The sequence below is a fragment of the Pseudoxanthomonas sp. SORGH_AS_0997 genome, assembly GCF_031453535.1.
Taxonomy (GTDB): domain Bacteria; phylum Pseudomonadota; class Gammaproteobacteria; order Xanthomonadales; family Xanthomonadaceae; genus Pseudoxanthomonas_A; species Pseudoxanthomonas_A winnipegensis.
The window spans coordinates 1,068,499-1,085,758 of the sequence record NZ_JAVIZI010000001.1 but is presented as its reverse complement, the minus strand read 5'-3'; the positions used below and the strand labels follow the sequence as shown (position 1 = coordinate 1,085,758).

The following is a 17,260-nucleotide window of genomic DNA, read 5'->3' as shown; positions in this document are numbered from 1 at the left end:
CCGTGACCCGCCGCCTGCCGTTCCTGCTCGACGCCGATCCGGGCGCGCCCTTCCCCGACCCGGCCCTGGCCCTGCGCGAGCCGGACGGGCTGCTGGCCGTCGGCGGCGACCTGCACCCGGCGCGCCTGCTCAGCGCCTATCGCGCCGGGGTCTTCCCCTGGTATTCGGAAGGCCAGCCGCTGCTGTGGTGGTCGCCCGATCCGCGCACGGTGTTCCGCACCGACGGCGCGCACCTGTCCAAGCGCCTGCGCCGGCAGCTGCGCGGCAGCGGCTGGGTGCTGCGCGCCGACACCGCCTTCGCCGAGGTCATCGCGGCCTGCGCGCAGGCCCCGCGCTCGGGCCAGGACGGCACCTGGATCACCGCGCAGATGCAGACGGCCTACCTGGCCCTGCACCGGCTTGGCCATGCGCACAGCCTGGAGGTCTGGGACGGCCCGCGGCTCGCCGGCGGCATTTATGGTGTGGCGATCGGGCGGATGTTCTTCGGCGAGAGCATGTTCAGCGCGGTCTCCGGCGGCTCCAAGGCCGCGCTCGCCGGGCTGGCGCACGTGCTGCGCGGCTGGGGCTGGCCGCTGATCGACGCCCAGGTCGAGAACGACCACCTGCTGCGCATGGGCGCGACCAGCATGCCGCGCGCCACCTTCCTGGCTGAAGTCGCGCGCCAGGTCGCCCTGCCCGATGCGCCGGGACCGTGGACCGGTCGCGTCGGCGCGCTGCAGGTCGCTGATCTGGCAGGCATTTAACGGGAATTTTGCGACAGGCCGCCGCGCGGGGTACAATACGCGGCTTCGCGGGCCAGCATGTCCGCTCCCGCACTCTCAGCAGGCTTCCATGTCGAAAGACGATTCAATCGAATTCGAAGGCGCCGTCACCGAGACGCTGCCCAACACCATGTTCCGCGTGCGCCTGGAAAACGGCCACGAGATCATCGCCCACATCTCCGGCCGCATGCGCAAGAACTACATCCGCATCCTGACCGGCGACAAGGTCAAGGTCGAAATGACGCCCTACGACCTGACCAAGGGCCGCATCACCTACCGCATGAAGTAAACCGCCCCGGCGGTTTGCACCAAAGGCAGCCTCCCGCAGGCTGCCTTTTCGTTTGGGCGCGATTCGGGGATGCGCCCAGGTCGGGTCGAAAAGCGCTCCGCCGGCGTGCGGTGGCGTCAATCCGTCGATGACAGACGTGCGAGGCTGGGTGCGCCACTTCGCCAGCCAGCCTGGAACCGGCTGAGCGCTGATCTACAGCCAGCTCAGCCAGCCTCCATGGCCAAACGCTTGAATTGACCCAAGCTCGCAGCTCCCACCTGTAGAGCGGAGCTCGCTCCGCTGGGGCCTTCCCCCAAGATCCGAACGAAGAGCAGCGGAGCAAGCTCCGCTCTACAGGGGACGTTGCGGGATTTGAGGAGACAGTTGCTCCCACGGGAATTGCGTCGGCCCTCCGCGAGGGCCGCACGTCGCCGCGCGCAGTCGCCGGCCATCCCGGCTGATCTGCCCCATGCCCGGCCGACTCGAGGCCTGGTGAGTGAAAAGGCCACGACGTCTTCGACTCGAAGCCCGTGGCCTCGACGCGCGAGGCAGGATGCCGAGCGCCCGAATCGGAGAAAAGCCGGAAACACCCGCTGGACCGCTGCCTCCCGAAGCCGAAACACGCACGCGCCAAGAAGATCCATTGACCGCCAGGAGACCAAAAAGAAAGCGGCCCGAAGGCCGCTTTCTCGTTTTGGCACGCCGGACGGCGCTTACTCGACCGTCGCCGGCAGCAGGCGCTCGGGCTCGGACTGGCTGGTGACGACCAGTTCGTCCTCGACCACGTCGATGCTGACCTTGCCGCCGTCGATGAGCTTGCCGAACAGCAGTTCGTCGGCCAGCGGACGCTTGATCTTGTCCTGGATCACGCGCGCCATCGGGCGGGCGCCCATCTGCGGGTCGAAGCCGTGCTGGGCCAGCCAGTCGCGCGCGGCCGGGGTGGCCGAGAGCGTGACGTGCTTTTCGTGCAGCAGCAGTTCCAGCTCGATCAGGAACTTGTCGACCACGCGCAGGATGTGGTCGAAGCCCAGCGCCTGGAACTGCACGATCGCATCGAGGCGGTTGCGGAACTCAGGCGTGAACCCGCGCCGGATCACCTCCATCGCATCGGTGGAGTGGTCCTGCTTGGTGAAGCCGATCGAACGACGCGAGGCCTGCGCCGCGCCGGCGTTGGTGGTCATCACCAGGATCACGTTCTTGAAGTTCGCCTCGCGCCCGTTGGTATCGGTCAGCACGCCGCGGTCCATGACCTGCAGCAGGATGTTGAAGATGTCCGGGTGCGCCTTCTCTACCTCGTCCAGCAGCAGCACGCAGTGCGGCGTCTTGACGATCTTCTCGGTCAGCAGGCCGCCCTGGTCGAAGCCGACATAGCCCGGAGGCGCGCCGATCAGGCGACTGATCGAGTGCGGCTCCATGTACTCGGACATGTCGAAGCGCACCAGCTCGATGCCCAACTGCATGGCCAGCTGCCGGGTGACCTCGGTCTTGCCCACGCCGGTCGGGCCGGCGAACAGGAAGTTGCCGATCGGCTTCTCCGGATTGCCCAGACCCGAGCGCGCCAGCTTGATGGCCGAGGCCAGCGACTCGATCGCCGGATCCTGGCCGAAGATGACCATCTTCAGGTTGCGCTCCAGGTGCTGCAGCACGTCCTTGTCGGTCGCGCTGACCTGCTTGGCCGGGATGCGCGCCATCTTGGCCACGATCGTCTCGATCTCCTCGATGTCGATCAGCTGCTTGCGCTGGTCCTCGGGCAGCAGGCGCTGGCGGGCGCCGGCCTCGTCGATGACGTCGATGGCCTTGTCCGGCAGCAGGCGGTCGCCGATGTGCTTGACCGACAGGTCCACCGCCGCCTGCAGCGCCTCGTCGGCGTAGCTGACGTTGTGGTGGGCCTCGTACTTGGGCTTGAGGCCCTGCAGGATCTCGTAGGACTCGGCAATGGTCGGCTCGACCACGTCGATCTTCTGGAAGCGCCGCGCCAGCGCGCGGTCCTTCTCGAAGATGCCGCGGTATTCCTGGAAGGTCGTCGAGCCGATGCAGCGCAGCTCGCCGGAGGCCAGGGCCGGCTTGATCAGGTTGGAGGCGTCCATGGTGCCGCCCGAGGCCGAGCCGGCACCGATGATGGTGTGGATCTCGTCGATGAACAGCACCGCGTTGGGCACCTTCTTCAGCGCGCTCAGCACCGCCTTGAGGCGCTTCTCGAAGTCGCCGCGGTACTTGGTGCCGGCCACCAGGGCGCCGAGGTCCAGCGAATAGATGACCGCGTCTTCCAGCACCTCGGGCACATCGCCATCGACGATGCGCTTGGCCAGCCCTTCGGCCAGGGCGGTCTTGCCTACGCCGGCCTCGCCCACGTACAGCGGGTTGTTCTTGCGGCGGCGGCACAGGACCTGGATGGTGCGCTCGATCTCCTCGGCGCGGCCGACCAGAGGGTCGATCTTGCCGTTGCGCGCGGCCTCGTTGAGGTTGCTGGCGTACTCGGCCAGGGCGTCGCCCTTGGCCTCGCCCTCGCCCGCCTCGGCCTTGCCGCCCTCGCCCGGCTCGCCGGACGGCGCGGCCTCGCCATCGCCCTGCTTGGCGATGCCGTGGGAGAGGTAGTTGACGACGTCCAGCCGGGTCACGTCCTGCTGGTTGAGGAAGTAGACGGCGTGGGAGTCCTTCTCGCCGAAGATCGCCACCAGCACGTTGGCGCCGGTGACCTCCTTCTTGCCCGAGGACTGCACGTGGTAGACCGCGCGTTGCAGGACGCGCTGGAACCCCAGCGTGGGCTGGGTGTCGCGGCCGTCGTCCTCGGCCAGGCGCGAGACCGAGGCCTCGACCGCCTGGTCCAGGTCGGTGCGCAGGCGCACGGTGTCCGCCCCGGTCGCCTTGAGGACGGCCTGCGCGGAGGGGTTGTCGAGGAGGGCGAGCAGCAGGTGCTCCACGGTCATGAACTCATGGCGTGCCTCGCGGGCGCGCTTGTAGCACTGGCCGATGGTCTGCTCGAGGTCTTTGCTGAACATGGATGGCTCCCAACTGCTGTTGCCAACAATATGCGGCCTGTCGCGGGGATTTCCACAGCCCCTTTGGAACTGGGTGTTCAGCCGGCGATGGGAACCGATCCGCGCCGGATCAGGACTGTTCCATGGTGCACAGCAAAGGGTGCTGGCTCATCCGGGAATACTCGTTGACCTGGGCCACCTTGGACTCTGCCACCTCGCGCGTGTAGACGCCACACACGCCACGCCCGCGGGTGTGGACGTGCAGCATCACCTGGGTGGCCTTTTCCAGGTCCATGTTGAAGAACTGCTGCAGCACCGAGATGACGAAATCCATCGGCGTGTAGTCGTCGTTGAGCAGCAGGACCTGGTACAGCGGCGGCGGCGCGACCTCGGGCTTGCCGGTCTCGACCAGGACGCCGTGATCATGCTCGTGTTGGGGGGAACGGGGCATGGGGCAATTATACGGATTGGACGAGGTGCGTCTGCGCACGCACAATTTGCGCACCCCCGCGCGCGTTTCAAGCCCGGCACTGGCCTGGATTTGTTCGCAACTGTCCCGATATCGGGCCAATCCTCCCTGCAAGGAATCTCTCCCCCGTGAGCGTCGCCGAAGACCGTATCTGGCAGCCGGACACCACCGTGGCCACCGTGGTGGTGCGCGAGGGCCGCCTGCTGATGGTCGAGGAGTACGCCGAGGGGCGGCTGGTGCTCAACCAGCCCGCCGGCCACCTGGAGCCGGACGAGCACCTGTTCGACGCAGCCGTGCGCGAGACCCTGGAAGAAAGCGCCTGGACCGTGCGCCTGACCCACTTCGTCGGCGCCTACCAGTGGAAGGCCGAGACCGGCCGCCAGTACCTGCGCCTGGCCTTCGCCGGCGAGGCGCTGACCCACCACGCCGAGCGCGCCCTGGACGAGGGCATCGTCCGCGCGCTGTGGATGACCCCCGACGAGCTGCGCCAGGCCGCCCCGCGCCATCGCAGTCCGCTGGTGTGGAAGGTGGCCGCCGACTACCTGGCCGGTCGCCGCTTCCCGCTGTCGGCCGTGAGCCGGCTGGCATGAGCGCGACCCCGCGCGTGGTGGTGGGCGTGTCCGGCGGCGTGGATTCGTCGGTGGCCGCGCTGCAGCTGGTCCAGGCCGGCGAGCCGGTGGCCGGCTTGTTCATGCAGAACTGGGCCGACGACGACGCGGGCCAGGCGCGGGACAGCGCGGGCGGCTGCCGGTCCGAGGAGGATCGCCGCGACGCGGTGGCGGTGTGCGGGCGGCTGGGCATCCCCTTCCATTTCCGCGACTTCTCCAGGGAGTACTGGGACGGGGTGTTCGCGCACTTCCTGGCCGAGTACGCCGCCGGGCGCACGCCCAACCCGGACGTGCTGTGCAACCGCGAGGTCAAGTTCAAGCATTTCATCGACGCGGCGCACGCGCTGGGCGCCGAGAAGATCGCCACCGGCCACTACGCGCGCGTCGAGCAGCGCGGCCGCCGCTGGCATCTGCTGCGCGGCGTGGACACGGCCAAGGACCAGAGCTACTTCCTGCACCAGCTCGGGCAGGAGCAGTTGTCGGCCACCCTGTTCCCGGTGGGCCATCTGCACAAGCCGGACCTGCGCGGCCTGGCGCGCCAGGCCGGCCTGCCGGTGCACGACAAGAAGGACTCCACCGGCATCTGCTTCATCGGCGAGCGCGATTTCCGCCAGTTCCTGGGCCAGTACCTGCCGGCCAGGGCCGGCGAGATGCGCGACCCTGACGGTGTCGTCATCGGTCAGCATCCGGGCGTGTTCTTCTTTACCCTTGGCCAGCGCGAAGGCCTGAACATCGGCGGCGTTCGCGGCCGCGCGGCGGCACCCTGGTATGTCGTCGGCAAGGACGTGGCCAGCAACGTGCTGTATGTCGACCAGGACAGCGCCAGCCCGTATCTGCAGTCCACGCGACTGCGCAGCGAGGCGATGCACTGGGTGGCCGGCAGTGCGCCCGCCGCGCGCTTCGACTGCCTCGCACAGACCCGTTACCGTCAGGCCGCGCAGGCCTGCACGGTCCATGTATTGGAGGATGGAACGCTGGATATCCAATTCGCCCACCCGCAGCGGGCCGTGACGCCCGGCCAGTCGGTGGTGCTTTACGACGGCGACGATTGCCTGGGCGGCTCGGTGATCGACCGCACCGACGCGCCGCTGGAACTGCGTCTGCGGGAGCGCGCCGCATGAGCGCGCCCCTGCCCGAACGCGTGCTGGCCCTGGCCGCCTTGGCCCAGTCGCTGGCCCAGGTGCGCCGCATCGCCGAGACCGGTCATTCGGACAACGGCGCGACCGGCGTGGTGCTGGACAGCGTGTTCCGCATGGACGCCGCGTCGACCGAGGCGGTCTACGAGCGCGCCGCCAATCTCGGACCGGGCCTGCGCCTGGTGCGCGACTACTTCAGCGGCGAGAACAAGGACGAGTCGCTGCCGCGCCTGGCGCTGGCGGTGATGCAGGTCGAGCGCCGCTTCGTGCGCGAATCCGAGACCGTGGCCGCGGTCAGCGGCGGCCTCGAGGAGATCGCCCCGCAGGCCGGCGAGCGCGGCAGCACCCATCCAGACGTGCTGATGGCGCTGGGCACGCTCTACGCCGACACCATCAGCCACCTGCGCCCGCGGGTCATGGTCCAGGGCAATCCGCATTACCTGGCCCAGCCGGGCGTGGTATCCGAGATCCGCGCCATCCTGCTGGCCGCCGTCCGTGCGGCCGTGCTGTGGCGGCAGCTCGGCGGCAGCCTGTGGGACTTCGTGTTCGCCCGCAAGGCGATGGTCAGCGCCGCGCGGGACTGGCTCAAGGCCTGAAGCGACGCTTCAGCCAGGGCGGCAGGCGCGCGGACTAACCGCGCCTGTCCGCGCTGGCGCTGATTTCCACGCGCCGGTCCGGCGCCAGGCAGGCGATCAGCGCGGCGCGCGCCTTGACCTTGGCGCAGTCGGCGAGCGGCTGCGTGCTGCCGCGTCCTTCGGCCCGGATGGCCGCGGGCGCCACGCCGCCTTCGATCAGCACCTGCCGCACCGCCTCGGCCCTGCGCTGGGAGAGCTTCAGGTTGTGGGCGGCATCGCCGAGACGATCGGCATAGCCGACCACCAGGATGTCCTGCACTTGGCTGGCCTCGCGCACCTGCTGCAACAGGCGCTCGATCCGCGCCCTCCCCCCTGCAGTGACCGTGGCCCTGTCGAAGCCGAACAGCGCGTCGGCGGACAGCCGCAGCGGCTGCGCCGGCAGGGCAGCCGCCGCTTCCGGCCTGGGCCTGGGCGCGGCCGGCGGATCGAGCACGGCGCTGCAGCTCTGCGGCTTCCAGCGCGCCTGCTGCGCGATGCCTTCGCGGTCGAAGATCACCATGAACTGGCACTGGAACGGTTCCTGGCCGCGGGCCGAGCGGAAGTTGAACAGGTAGTTCCACTCACGCACGCCCCACATGCCCTCGCTGAAGTGCGGCGGACCGAGCAGCGCGTAGAGCTGCTCCTTGCTCAGGCCCGGCGCGTAGTGGCGCAGGTTGTCGACGTTCACGAAGGTGCCGCCGCGCGGGCGGGCGCGAGCGGGATCGGGGAAGGCGGGTTCCTCCGCGCTCGCCGGCCCCGCGTCGCGGGGCGGCGAAGTGCCGGCGCAGCCGGAAAGCGCCAGCGCGAGGAATGCCAGCCACCCGACCCAGGGCCCGACGCGGCCCGTTGTCCTGTCCATGGTCCCCTGCCCCCGCGACCGGTCCACGCCGCTCACCACTGGATGCCCGCGCCGACCGTCACGCCCGCATCGCCGCGCGTGTTGGTCGTCCCGCTGAGTCGATAGATCCAGCGCCCGCCCTCGGAGATCGCCGAGACGCCCAGGGCCACGCCGGCCTCGCCGTCGTAACCGCTGACCGCCATCGAGGCCATGCTGCGGCCCGCCTCATAGGGCTGCGGCAGGCCGGCCACCGCCATCGCCGAGGCCACGCCGGCCATGGCGCGGTTGTCCACGCGTTGCAGATCGCGCCGGGTCTCCTGGTAGCGCTGGTCGACATAGTTGCGCGACCAGTCCTGCACCCCGGTCAGGCCGCGGTTGAACTGCGCCATGTTGACCGCATCGCCGTCGGCGGTGCCGGCGGCCACGTTGGTGATCTGCCGCTGCGCGCCGCTGCTGCCGACCGACACCGTACCGACGCGGTCGGCGACCGAGCCCGCGCCCAGGGCCACCGACCGGTCGGCGGTGGCCTGCGCGCCGCTGCCGATCGCGGTGCTGCCGCTGCCCGAGGCCACCGCACCGGCGCCGCCGGCAGTGGCGTTGTCGCCGCTGGCGGAGGGCTGGCCCAGCCCGGCGGTATCGTTGGCGCGGAACATGCCGCCCGACTCCACCTGGATGTTCTGCAGCTGCTGATCGGTATAGGCATTGGCCCGGTCGATGGCGTAGTTCACCCCGCCCTGCAGCTGGCCGACATTGACCGCGTCGTACCGGTCCGAACCGTCGGCCACATGGGTGACCTTACGCTCGCCGCCGGTGCTGCCCACCGACACCTCGCCGGCCGAGCTGCTGCTGCCGGCCTGGACATAGACGCCGTCGTAGCCGCTCTGCGCGCCGACCGAGGTGGTCGAGCCGGCGCCCAGCGCCACGCTATTGTCCTGGCTGGCACTGGCCCCGGCGCCGACCGCCACGCTGCCGGTGCCCGAGGCCGCGGCCTCCGGGCCGACCGCGACGCCATCGGTACCGGTGGCCGTAGCGGCAGCGCGGGTGGACTGCACGGCCAGGTACTTCGAGCTGTAAGTGGCCGACTGCAGCTGGCCGATCCGGTTGTTGAGGTTGACCAGCGAGTTGCTGACCGCGCCGAAGGCATCGGTGACGTTGGTGAAACTGCTGCCGGCCGTGCCGCCCGTCCCGTCGACCTGGGTGATGTTGAAGGTCGGCCCGGTCCAGGTGCCGGTGCTGCTGTCGTACTGGGTGCTGCCGCCGAAGAACTGCGCGATGGCGCCATGCGTGGCGAACAGCTGGGCGCCGTTGACCGCATCGCTGCTGGTCGCGTTCACCGCGCCTGCGGCCAGGTTGGAGAGGCCGACCGGGGCGCCCGATCCGCTCGCGCCCAGGGTGACGTGATCCTGCACCGCGCCGTTGGCATCCACGTCGTACTGCACCGCCCGCGTGTTGAGGTTGTCCATCTCCCCGCTCACCGAGCGCAGCTGGGCCATGTTGACCGCATCTTCGTCCTGCTGGCCCGCCGCCACGCCGCTGAGCGTGCGCGCCTGGCCGGAGGCATTGCGGAAGCTCACGCCCGTGCCGCCGGTCTGCCCGGCCACGGTCACCGTCAGCGAGTTCGGATCCTGCCGCACCAGGCCGGCGGCGCCTTCGAGCAGATTGTTGATGTTGGTGGTGTTGCTCGTCGTGCGGCCGTCCAGGTTCTCCAGCGCGGTGCCGACGTTGGTGTAGTTGGCCCGCGTGCCGGTATTGGTGCCGTCATCCAGCGAGTACACCGGTCCTGTGACCGCGCCGGTGGTCGCATCGATCCCTGCCCCGCCGCCCAGCGCGGCGACTGCAGGCGCCAGCTGGCCGACGTTCACCGCATCGTTCTGCGCCACGCCGGCGGCCAGGTTGGAGATGCCGGCCGGCGCACTGGAGCCGACCGCGCCCAGCGTGACGTGGTTCAGCACCGCGCCGCCGGCATCCACGTCGTACTGCACCATCCGCGCGCCGAGGTTGTCCACGTCCCCGCTCACCGAGCGCAGCTGGGCCAGGTTGACCGCCTCGTCGTCCTGCTGGGCCGCCGCGACACCGCCGAGCGTGCGCGCCTGGCCGGAGGCGTTGCGGAAGTTGACGCCCGTGCCGCCGGTCTGCCCGGCCACGGTCACCGTGAGCGAGCTCGGGTCCTGACGCACCAGGCCGGCCGTGCCTTCGAGCAGGTTGGTGATGTTGGTGGTGTTGCTCGTCGTGCGGCCGTCCAGGTTCTCCAGCGCGGTGCCGACATCGGTGTAGTTGGCGCGCGTCCCGGTCCCGGTGCCATCGTCCAGCGAATACAACGGTCCGGTGACCGCACCGGTGGTCGAATCGATCGCCGCACCGCCGCCCAGCGCGGCCACGGCCGGCGCCAGCTGGCCGACGTTCACCGCATCGTTCTGCGCCACGCCGGCGGCCACGTTGGAGATGCCGACCGCCGCGCCCGAGCCGGTCGCGCCGAGGGTGACGTGGTCGAGCACGACGCCGCCGGCATCCACGTCGTACATCACCGCGGTATCGCCGACCGCCTGGATCTGGGACACCGCGCCGCGCAGCTGCGCGACGTTGACCGCGTCGGTGTCCTCATTGCCGGCCGCGACGTGGGTGAGCTGGCGTTCGCTGCCGGCGGCGCCGATCGCCACTTCGCCGGCCGAGGTCTGCGCCGTCGTCAGCCCGTAAGCGGTGTAGCCGCTGGCCGCGCCACGGCTGGCATTGGAGCGGTAGCCCAGGGCCACGCTGTTGGCCTGGTCGGAGGTGGCATTGGCACCCAGGATGGTCTGCCCGTTGGCCGAGCCCGAGGCGCTGTCGCCGACCACCACCGAGTGGCCGAGCCTGGCGTCGTAGTTGGCGTCGACGAAGCCCTGGGCGTACAGCGTCCTCGCATCCACGCTCGGCAGGGTGTGGCTGGCGTTGGAGCCGATCACCACTTCCTTGGACCCGTTCGCGGTCGCGCCCTGGCCGACCAGGGTCTGGTAGTCCTGGGCGGCGTTGACCGCCCAGCATTCGGCGGTGATCACGCCGAGCACGTTGACGCAATTGGTGGCGTAAGCCGGCGAGCCGTCAGGCAGCAACAGACCCAACAGGCCGCCTGGATTGCCGCTGTTGACGTTGGTCAGATAGCTGTTGGAGACCACGCCACCGATCAGGGTCAGGTGCGAGTTCCCGCCCGTCGTCGCACCGCCCAAGGAGCCCAGCAGCGCGCCCACGGGACTGAGCGAGACCACAGGCAGACCCAGGACGTTGACGCTGGTATAGGCCTTCTGGACGTTGTCGGCGTTGAGCGCCGTGCTGCCGTTGATGACCCAGCCATCGCCGCCGAGCGCGCTGGACAGGGTCGGATCGAGCAATTGCACGACCCCGCCCACCAGACCGCCATTGCCCACTACGGTGCCGGTCGGCGCGCCGGTCAGGTTGGGCGCGCTGGTGGCCTGGGCGGAAACGAGCGCCGAGGTGGACGCGCGCAGGCTCGCGCTGCTGGTCGGCGAAGCGGAAGACGCAGGCGATGCGGCCGTCAGCGTGGTCGCGGCCGAACCGCGCGCAGCGACGCTCGATGTCCCGACCAGATTGGATGCGCCGGCGGCCTGAGTCGACACCAGCGCCGAGGGGGATGCCTGCAGGCGCGCGCTGCCGGTCGGCTTGATGGACTCATCGGACGCAGCGACCTGGGCGCCGGCGGTGGTCGAATCGGACGTGGACGCCGCGTCCGGCTTGGGTGCGCGTTCGACCACGATGCGGCGCTTGCCTGCGATCGAGCCGGGGCGTTGGCGTGGGTCATCCGGCGCCGTCATCGGAACGGAGGACACGGTCGACGGGCTCGCGGGCGGAGTGGACGCGGGTTCCGACGTCTCGGCGTCTTCGACCAGGGTGTACTTGTCCGCCAGGGCGCGCAGTTCGTCCAGTCTGGGATCGACCTGCTGGGCCTGGACGCCGGCACAGGGCAAGAGCAGCAGCGCCGCCACGCAGGCGCCGGCCAGGCGACTTGTCGCGAGGCCACCGCGCGTGTTGACGCTCCGAGACGTACTCCGTCTCGACCGAGCCAGTTCCGAGACCACCACCGGTGCGCCGAGCGCGGAATTCCATACCAAACGATAGACGCGATTCATTCGCCACCCCCTGTCCTGTCGGTCCGCTGTAACTTTTTTGTTACAGCGCGGTTGCGGGGATTAGAGACCGACCCAGCCGCAGGCTGGTGCGCCATTCCGGAACGACTATGGGAAATACCGGGCATCGAATATTCGATTTCGGCAAAAACCAGACGATTAACAGGAGATCTACGCGACTGAATACGTGCCGCTCAACTCCCGGCCGAGATTCATCGCAGCGCTACGTGACGCAATGCAATACTCAGCCGCGCGCTCACCCCTCTCAAAGGGCGTCAACTCGCCCAAACGTCATTTGGACGAGACCCGATCGCGTCAAGCCTCGCGACCTAACCCGGTCGCCAAGCTCCTCGATTTGCCGATTTTTTCAGTGGAAAAGCGGGGAAATGACTGGAATTCCCTTCCTCACATGCGCCAGATCCCGACCGGGGGACTACGCAGCAGCGTATCGCTGGGCAACTCGCCGAAGATCCGCCGATATTTTCCGGCGAATTTGGAAAGGTCCCAGAGACCGCAGTTCAAGGCGATCGACTTGACCGAGTGACGGCTGGCGTCGCTGGCCGACAGACTGCGATTTGCGGTGCACAGCCGCAGCATGGACAGATAACGGTTTGGGGATATTCCCAGCAGCTCGTCGAAGGCATAGCGCAGCGTTCTCTCGCTGACGCCAACTGTGTTACAGATTTCTTGCATATAAACATTTCTGTGCATGTGCAGGCGCATGAAATCCTCCGCACGGCGCAGGATCCGGTAATGCATGAGCCGGCCGCGCGAGCACCGCGGGCGGTCGTCCGGCGTCGCGGAGAACTTGGCCATCAAGTGGGCGCGCACGTAGGCGCTGGCGCCTTCCAGGCGATCGCTGGTCTCCTGCGGACCCGATTCGCGCGACCATTGGGCCAGCCGTGTGGCGAGCTGCTCCAGCCTGCGCGCGGTCGCGTCGCCCGAGGGCCGGAACAGCCGCACATACTGTCCGATCGTCGGCAACGAAGCCCCCAGCCCGAGTTCGGAGAGGCGCTGTTTCAAGGCGCTTAGCGGGATCAGGACCAGCGTCAGCCTGGAGCCGGCGCTGAGAACGAACTCGCTGCTCGCCCCTGGCAGCACGGTGACGACCATCCCGGTGTCCATGCTGACCCCATGACACCAACTGGCGCTCGGATCGGTGTGGTGGACATAGCCGAACAGGCACCAGTCCGGCGGCAGCGTGAAGCGCCCCCTGAAAGTGAATGCGTTCGTGATCGAATAGATCAGCGCGTCCTCATCGACGGAGGTCGCCACGCCCGGGCACGCGCCTTGCCGGTCCAGCAGCACCACGTCCAGATCGCAGACCTTGAGCAGGCCGGCCAACGCGGCCAGATCCAACGGCGGTCCTCCCGCCTGATCCGGCTTGGAATGCCGTTTCGGTCGCGCTTCGTCCATCCCTGTCCCCCCTTTGAACCGGCCCTCGAAACATCCCGAGGCCGCGCGCATTCTATGCAAGCCAAGCAAGCGCGATGTCCCACTATGCATTCGTCTTGGCGCGTGTCGCCACGCGCGCTCACCACGTGCCGCTCTACTGACCTGCAAACGCTTGGATGCTTTGGTTCCCGCGCCGCCCGGTCTAGCGTCCGCACGGTCTGCGCCTTCACACCTCGTCCACAACCTTAGGCACGCTGGCCGTGTTGTTGGCGTGTAGAAAGTCAGGGCCTGACCCACCTGCAATGATTCGCGGTGATGTCCTGGGACCCAGGTCACGCTGGTCTTCACTGCGTTTGATCGGTGCTTCGCCCTGGTTGTTGGATCAATGGCGCAAGCGCAGAACGCAGCACTGTCGGAAACAGCGACAAGCCCGCACAACAGGTGTTGGCGACGCTGCACAAGCTCAAGGCTAATCAGGCGCGTTCTTCGTCGGATGCTTGCCCGCCGACAGGGCTTGGCGCAGCTGCTGGGGTGACTGGCCGAACTCATGCCGCATGGCCGCGATGAAGCCGGCGTAGCTGACAAAACCGGCGGCCTCGGCCACCGCGGCCAGACTCAGACGCTCGTCGCGCAGACGCCAGCATGCACCGCGCGCGCGTTCGCGCAGCACGTACCGCCAGAGCGTGCAGCCCATGCGCGCCCGGAACGCGCGCGCCAGGTGGAATGGGCTGCTGGCCGCCGCGCGCGCGATCGAGGCGAGATCCAGCGGCTCACTCAGATGGGCATGGATGTAAGCCAACGCGCGCCCCACGCGCCAGTCCGCTGCACGAGGCCCGGGCGGCACGCGCGCCATGGGCATCAGCTGCGGGATCAGCGCCACGAACACCGCATCGCCGACCAGCGCGCCATGCGGCTGGCCGGTGGCGGCATCGGTGCGCAGCACGCGCAGCAGCCCGGCGATGGCCGGCGCGCGCCGTTGCAAGGTGGAACGCAGACCATGCGACCGGTCGGTGACCTCATGCCCCACGATCTCGCCCAGCGCGGCGTCGGTGAAGTACAGGCAGGCCGAGTCCACGGGCCGGTCCCACCAGAAGCGTCCACCGTCGCCGGCGGCGATGATCCCGATCTCGTCCTGCCCCATGCGCGCGACATGGCGGTGGCCGTCCACGCACATGCCCATGCGCAGCGCGCCACGGTCCAGGGGGAGCGTGAGATGGTGGAACGGCAGCGCCGGCGCATCCAGCTGCACGGGGCCGAAGCAGGACTGCTCCATCGCGCACCACGACCACGACGCCCGCGCCGACACCGTGTGGCTCAGCCAGGGTGGCACCTTGCGCAGTTCGGGGTTGGCGGCATGCATGGGACGCTTCCAGGCCGGCGGGAGCGCGCCCAACTTAGCAAGATTTCGAAGCTGGCGAAGCCGGCGGCGCGCTAGCCTTCTGGCGACCGCGGACCGACCGCACGCAACCCTGCCCTAGACCGAGAGCGCAACGATGAAACGCCTGCTGATCTTGCTGAGCCTAGGTTTCTTCCTGGTGTTGAACGCCCACCCCGCCGCGGCCGCCGTGCCCGACACGCTTGCCCCTGGCGAGCACAGCTTCGTCTCCAACGGCGTGTGCCTCTGGTACAAGGTGTCCGGCCACGGACCGGTGGCGCTGCTGCCCACGCCGGGCTGGGGACCCAGCGCGGAGTATCTGTTCCTCTCGCTGCAGCCGCTGGAACGCGACTTCACCATCGTCTATCTGGACACCCGCGCCACCGGCCGCTCGCAGGTCCCGGCGGCCGAGGCCGTCACGATGGAGGACTTCGTGGACGACCTGGACAATCTGCGCCGCCATCTGAAGCTGGACCAGCCCTGGTTCATCGGCCACTCCATGGGCGGCACGCAGATCCTCGAGTACAGCCTGCGCCATCCGCAGCACGTGCGCGGCTTGCTGCTGCTGGCGGCGGCGATCACCAACAACGCGGCGGACGCGACGCGCCAGGCCGAGGTGGAGCGTCAGGTCATGCAGCAGGTTGAGTCCCGGCGGGGCCGGCCCGGCTTCGAGGCGGCGCTGAAGGCGTTCAAGGGCGATCCGCCGCCCACCACGGATGCCGAGTTCAAGGCGCAGATCCTGGCGACGGTTCCGATCGAGATGTACGACATGTCCAAGGCGGTCAACGGCAAGGACGCCTTCGAACAGGTGCGCTTCTCCCTGGTGGCCTTCCAACGCTTCGTCGCCGGCGTGCGCACCGACCTGGCGCCGGCGCTGTCGCGCATCCAGGTGCCGGCCCTGGTGGTGGCCGGCGCGGACGATGTCGAAGTGCCGTGGCAGCAGACGCTGAGCCTGCACCGTGGACTGGCCCATTCCAAGCTGATCCTGATTCCCAACGCCGGACACTTCGCCTGGCTGGAGCAGCCCGACGCCTGGTTCCAGCAGGTCCACGACTTCCTGCCCACGGTGGGCTATCGCGCGGATGCTCCTTGACGGTGGGAGACGAGGCGTGACGCCCGGGCGCAAGGCGGCTGGCTTCGGAGCGCATCCGCCAGGCGTGGACCCTGGGCTGGGAGGTCCACACGCCGGCCTCAGCGCGCTGTCTTCTGCGCAGCCGCTGCCGAAGCCATCGTCACCATCTGCGCGTAAGCGGCGTCGAACCCCTGCAGCGACAGCTGGAAGGTCGCCGCCCCGCCCGACGCGATGGGCGCCACGACCTTCAGCATCTTGGCGCGACGCAACGCCTGCAAGGCGCTGTCGTCCAGATTCAATGGCACCGTGCAGCCCTGCTGCAGGCAGGTCTGGTAGGGCGCGTTGCCCACCGGGCCGTCATCGATCTGCAGGCTCACCCCCGCATGCACATCCAGGCCGAACGGCAAGGTCAGCCCGGCGCTCGCATGGCGCATGCCATCGGGCTTGACCTCCATCAACAGCAGGCGCTGGTTGTCGGTGGTGCGCCGCAGCTCCTGCGCGAGCGTGCAGTAGCGCTGGCCCTGCTCGTCCCGGCAGCCGATGCTCCAGGCGCCAAAGCGCTGGACGGCGGGCAGCGGCTGCACCGGCGCCTGTGGCGACGCGCTCGCCGCCTTGGGGGTGGACACTGAGGTTTGTGCGAATGCGGGGTCGGCGAAGGCGGCCATCGCGAACGCCAGCACAGAGACGCACACCATCGAAGTCGAAGTTTTCATCGAAGTTCTCTCACGCGTTGAATGGCAGAAGATGGAAGCTGGAACCCTCTTATCCAGCGCCTCAGGGCACGTCTGCCGCCGTCAGCGTCACGCGCCTGTCTGGCGCCAGGCACGCGATCAGTGCCACGCGGGGCATCGCGTTGCTGCAGCCTTGACTGACCGGATCGCTCGCCCCCATGCCGACGGAGTGCAGGCGACTCGGGTCGACGCCGCCCTGCTGGGTCAGATAGCGCGCGATGGTGGCCGCGCGTCGTTCCGAAAGCCGCAGGTTGTACGCCGCGCCGCCCAGGCGATCGGCGTAGGCGCGAAGGGTGATGCGCTTTGCCATCAGTTCCGGCGCGCGCAGCTCGGCGGCGAACGTGTCGAGCTGCCGCTTGCCTTCCGGCTGCAGATCTTTCATCTCCCAGAGGTCGAAGGGAAAGAGCACGTCGAGCTGCAACGTCCTGGCGTAGGGCTCGGCGGGCGGCGGAGGCGCTGGCGCGGCGACGGCTTGCGTCGCCGGCAGGCAGCCGGCCGGCTTCCAGTGCAGGCTGCCCACCTTGCCGTCCTTGCCGAACAGCAGCTTGAGCTGGCAGGTCGTGAAATCGGACGCGCCCGGCTGGCGCAGATGGACCAGGTAGTCCCATTCGCGCGGTCCGAATCCCTCATGAAAATGCGGCGGCCCCAGCAACCGCAGGACCTGCGCCTTGTCCAGTCCGGGATGCAGCAAGCCCAGGCTCTCGGGGGTCGGGTAGGTCCCGTCCTTGGCCAGGGAGTTGGCGTCCTGAGGCGCGGGCCAGACAAGTGTCTGCGCACTCGATCCGTCGTTCTCGATGCCCTTGCTGAGCGTGCCGCAGCCCATCAGGGCCGCCGTGGAGAGCAACACCGTCAGCAGCCGCAGTATGCGAACGCCTGGTGTGTGGAAGGTCTTCATGCTGT

General features: G+C 68.9%; 14 protein-coding genes. 6 read left to right on the top strand and 8 right to left on the bottom strand.

Features of this window, described 5'->3' with window-relative positions; all coding sequences use genetic code 11:
• Window positions 1-2: 2 nt before the first annotated feature.
• A complete protein-coding gene (gene aat / locus QE438_RS04935; RefSeq protein ID WP_306992092.1) occupies window positions 3-743 on the top strand; it encodes a leucyl/phenylalanyl-tRNA--protein transferase in 741 nt (246 codons plus the stop codon).
• A gap of 88 nt (window positions 744-831) precedes the next feature.
• Entirely contained in the window at window positions 832-1,050 is a 219-nt protein-coding gene (gene infA, locus QE438_RS04930) for a translation initiation factor IF-1 (protein ID WP_130518576.1), read from the top strand.
• Window positions 1,051-1,742: 692 nt separating this feature from the next.
• Here the strand turns inward: infA and clpA are convergent.
• A complete protein-coding gene (gene clpA, locus QE438_RS04925) occupies window positions 1,743-4,028 on the bottom strand; it encodes an ATP-dependent Clp protease ATP-binding subunit ClpA (protein ID WP_130518578.1) in 2,286 nt (761 codons plus the stop codon).
• A gap of 109 nt (window positions 4,029-4,137) precedes the next feature.
• Window positions 4,138-4,458 carry an ATP-dependent Clp protease adapter ClpS gene (gene clpS, locus QE438_RS04920; protein ID WP_130522480.1) on the bottom strand — a complete coding sequence of 107 codons (321 nt, stop codon included), beginning with the start codon at window positions 4,456-4,458 and terminating at the stop codon, window positions 4,138-4,140.
• A gap of 146 nt (window positions 4,459-4,604) precedes the next feature.
• Here clpS and QE438_RS04915 point away from each other — a divergent pair, with 146 nt between their 5' ends.
• Genes QE438_RS04915 through hflD form a run of 3 tightly spaced genes read left to right on the top strand, consistent with a single transcriptional unit; the run spans window position 4,605 to window position 6,816 of the window.
• A complete protein-coding gene (locus QE438_RS04915; protein WP_130518582.1) occupies window positions 4,605-5,066 on the top strand; it encodes an NUDIX hydrolase in 462 nt (153 codons plus the stop codon).
• Window positions 5,063-6,205, top strand: a complete 1,143-nt coding sequence (gene mnmA / locus QE438_RS04910; RefSeq protein WP_306992096.1) for a tRNA 2-thiouridine(34) synthase MnmA — start codon at window positions 5,063-5,065, stop codon at window positions 6,203-6,205. The genes QE438_RS04915 and mnmA overlap by 4 nt, the downstream gene beginning before the upstream one ends.
• Entirely contained in the window at window positions 6,202-6,816 is a 615-nt protein-coding gene (hflD, locus tag QE438_RS04905; RefSeq protein ID WP_130522478.1) for a high frequency lysogenization protein HflD, read from the top strand. The genes mnmA and hflD overlap by 4 nt, the downstream gene beginning before the upstream one ends.
• A gap of 34 nt (window positions 6,817-6,850) precedes the next feature.
• Here hflD and QE438_RS04900 read toward each other — a convergent pair whose 3' ends face one another.
• The 4 genes from QE438_RS04900 to QE438_RS04885 form a co-directional block, all read right to left on the bottom strand.
• Window positions 6,851-7,522, bottom strand: coding sequence for an OmpA family protein (locus QE438_RS04900; RefSeq protein WP_306992099.1), 672 nt, complete (start codon window positions 7,520-7,522; stop codon window positions 6,851-6,853).
• A 203-nt stretch (window positions 7,523-7,725) separates the two neighbouring features.
• Window positions 7,726-11,790 (bottom strand): YadA-like family protein, encoded by a 4,065-nt coding sequence (locus QE438_RS04895; RefSeq protein ID WP_306992101.1) that lies wholly within the window; start codon window positions 11,788-11,790, stop codon window positions 7,726-7,728.
• A 402-nt stretch (window positions 11,791-12,192) separates the two neighbouring features.
• The gene (locus tag QE438_RS04890; RefSeq protein WP_235871585.1) at window positions 12,193-13,146 is read right to left on the bottom strand and encodes a helix-turn-helix domain-containing protein; all 954 of its coding nucleotides are present in this window, start codon (window positions 13,144-13,146) and stop codon (window positions 12,193-12,195) included.
• 505 nt (window positions 13,147-13,651) lie between these two features.
• Entirely contained in the window at window positions 13,652-14,542 is an 891-nt protein-coding gene (locus tag QE438_RS04885; RefSeq protein WP_306992104.1) for an AraC family transcriptional regulator, read from the bottom strand.
• A gap of 133 nt (window positions 14,543-14,675) precedes the next feature.
• Here QE438_RS04885 and QE438_RS04880 point away from each other — a divergent pair, with 133 nt between their 5' ends.
• On the top strand, window positions 14,676-15,650 hold the full coding sequence (locus tag QE438_RS04880; RefSeq protein WP_306992106.1) for an alpha/beta hydrolase: 975 nt from the start codon (window positions 14,676-14,678) through the stop codon (window positions 15,648-15,650).
• A 98-nt stretch (window positions 15,651-15,748) separates the two neighbouring features.
• Here QE438_RS04880 and QE438_RS04875 read toward each other — a convergent pair whose 3' ends face one another.
• On the bottom strand, window positions 15,749-16,294 hold the full coding sequence (locus QE438_RS04875; protein WP_306992108.1) for an invasion associated locus B family protein: 546 nt from the start codon (window positions 16,292-16,294) through the stop codon (window positions 15,749-15,751).
• Window positions 16,295-16,403: 109 nt separating this feature from the next.
• Entirely contained in the window at window positions 16,404-17,255 is an 852-nt protein-coding gene (locus QE438_RS04870; protein WP_306992110.1) for an OmpA family protein, read from the bottom strand.
• Between the last annotated feature and the right edge of the window lie 5 nt (window positions 17,256-17,260).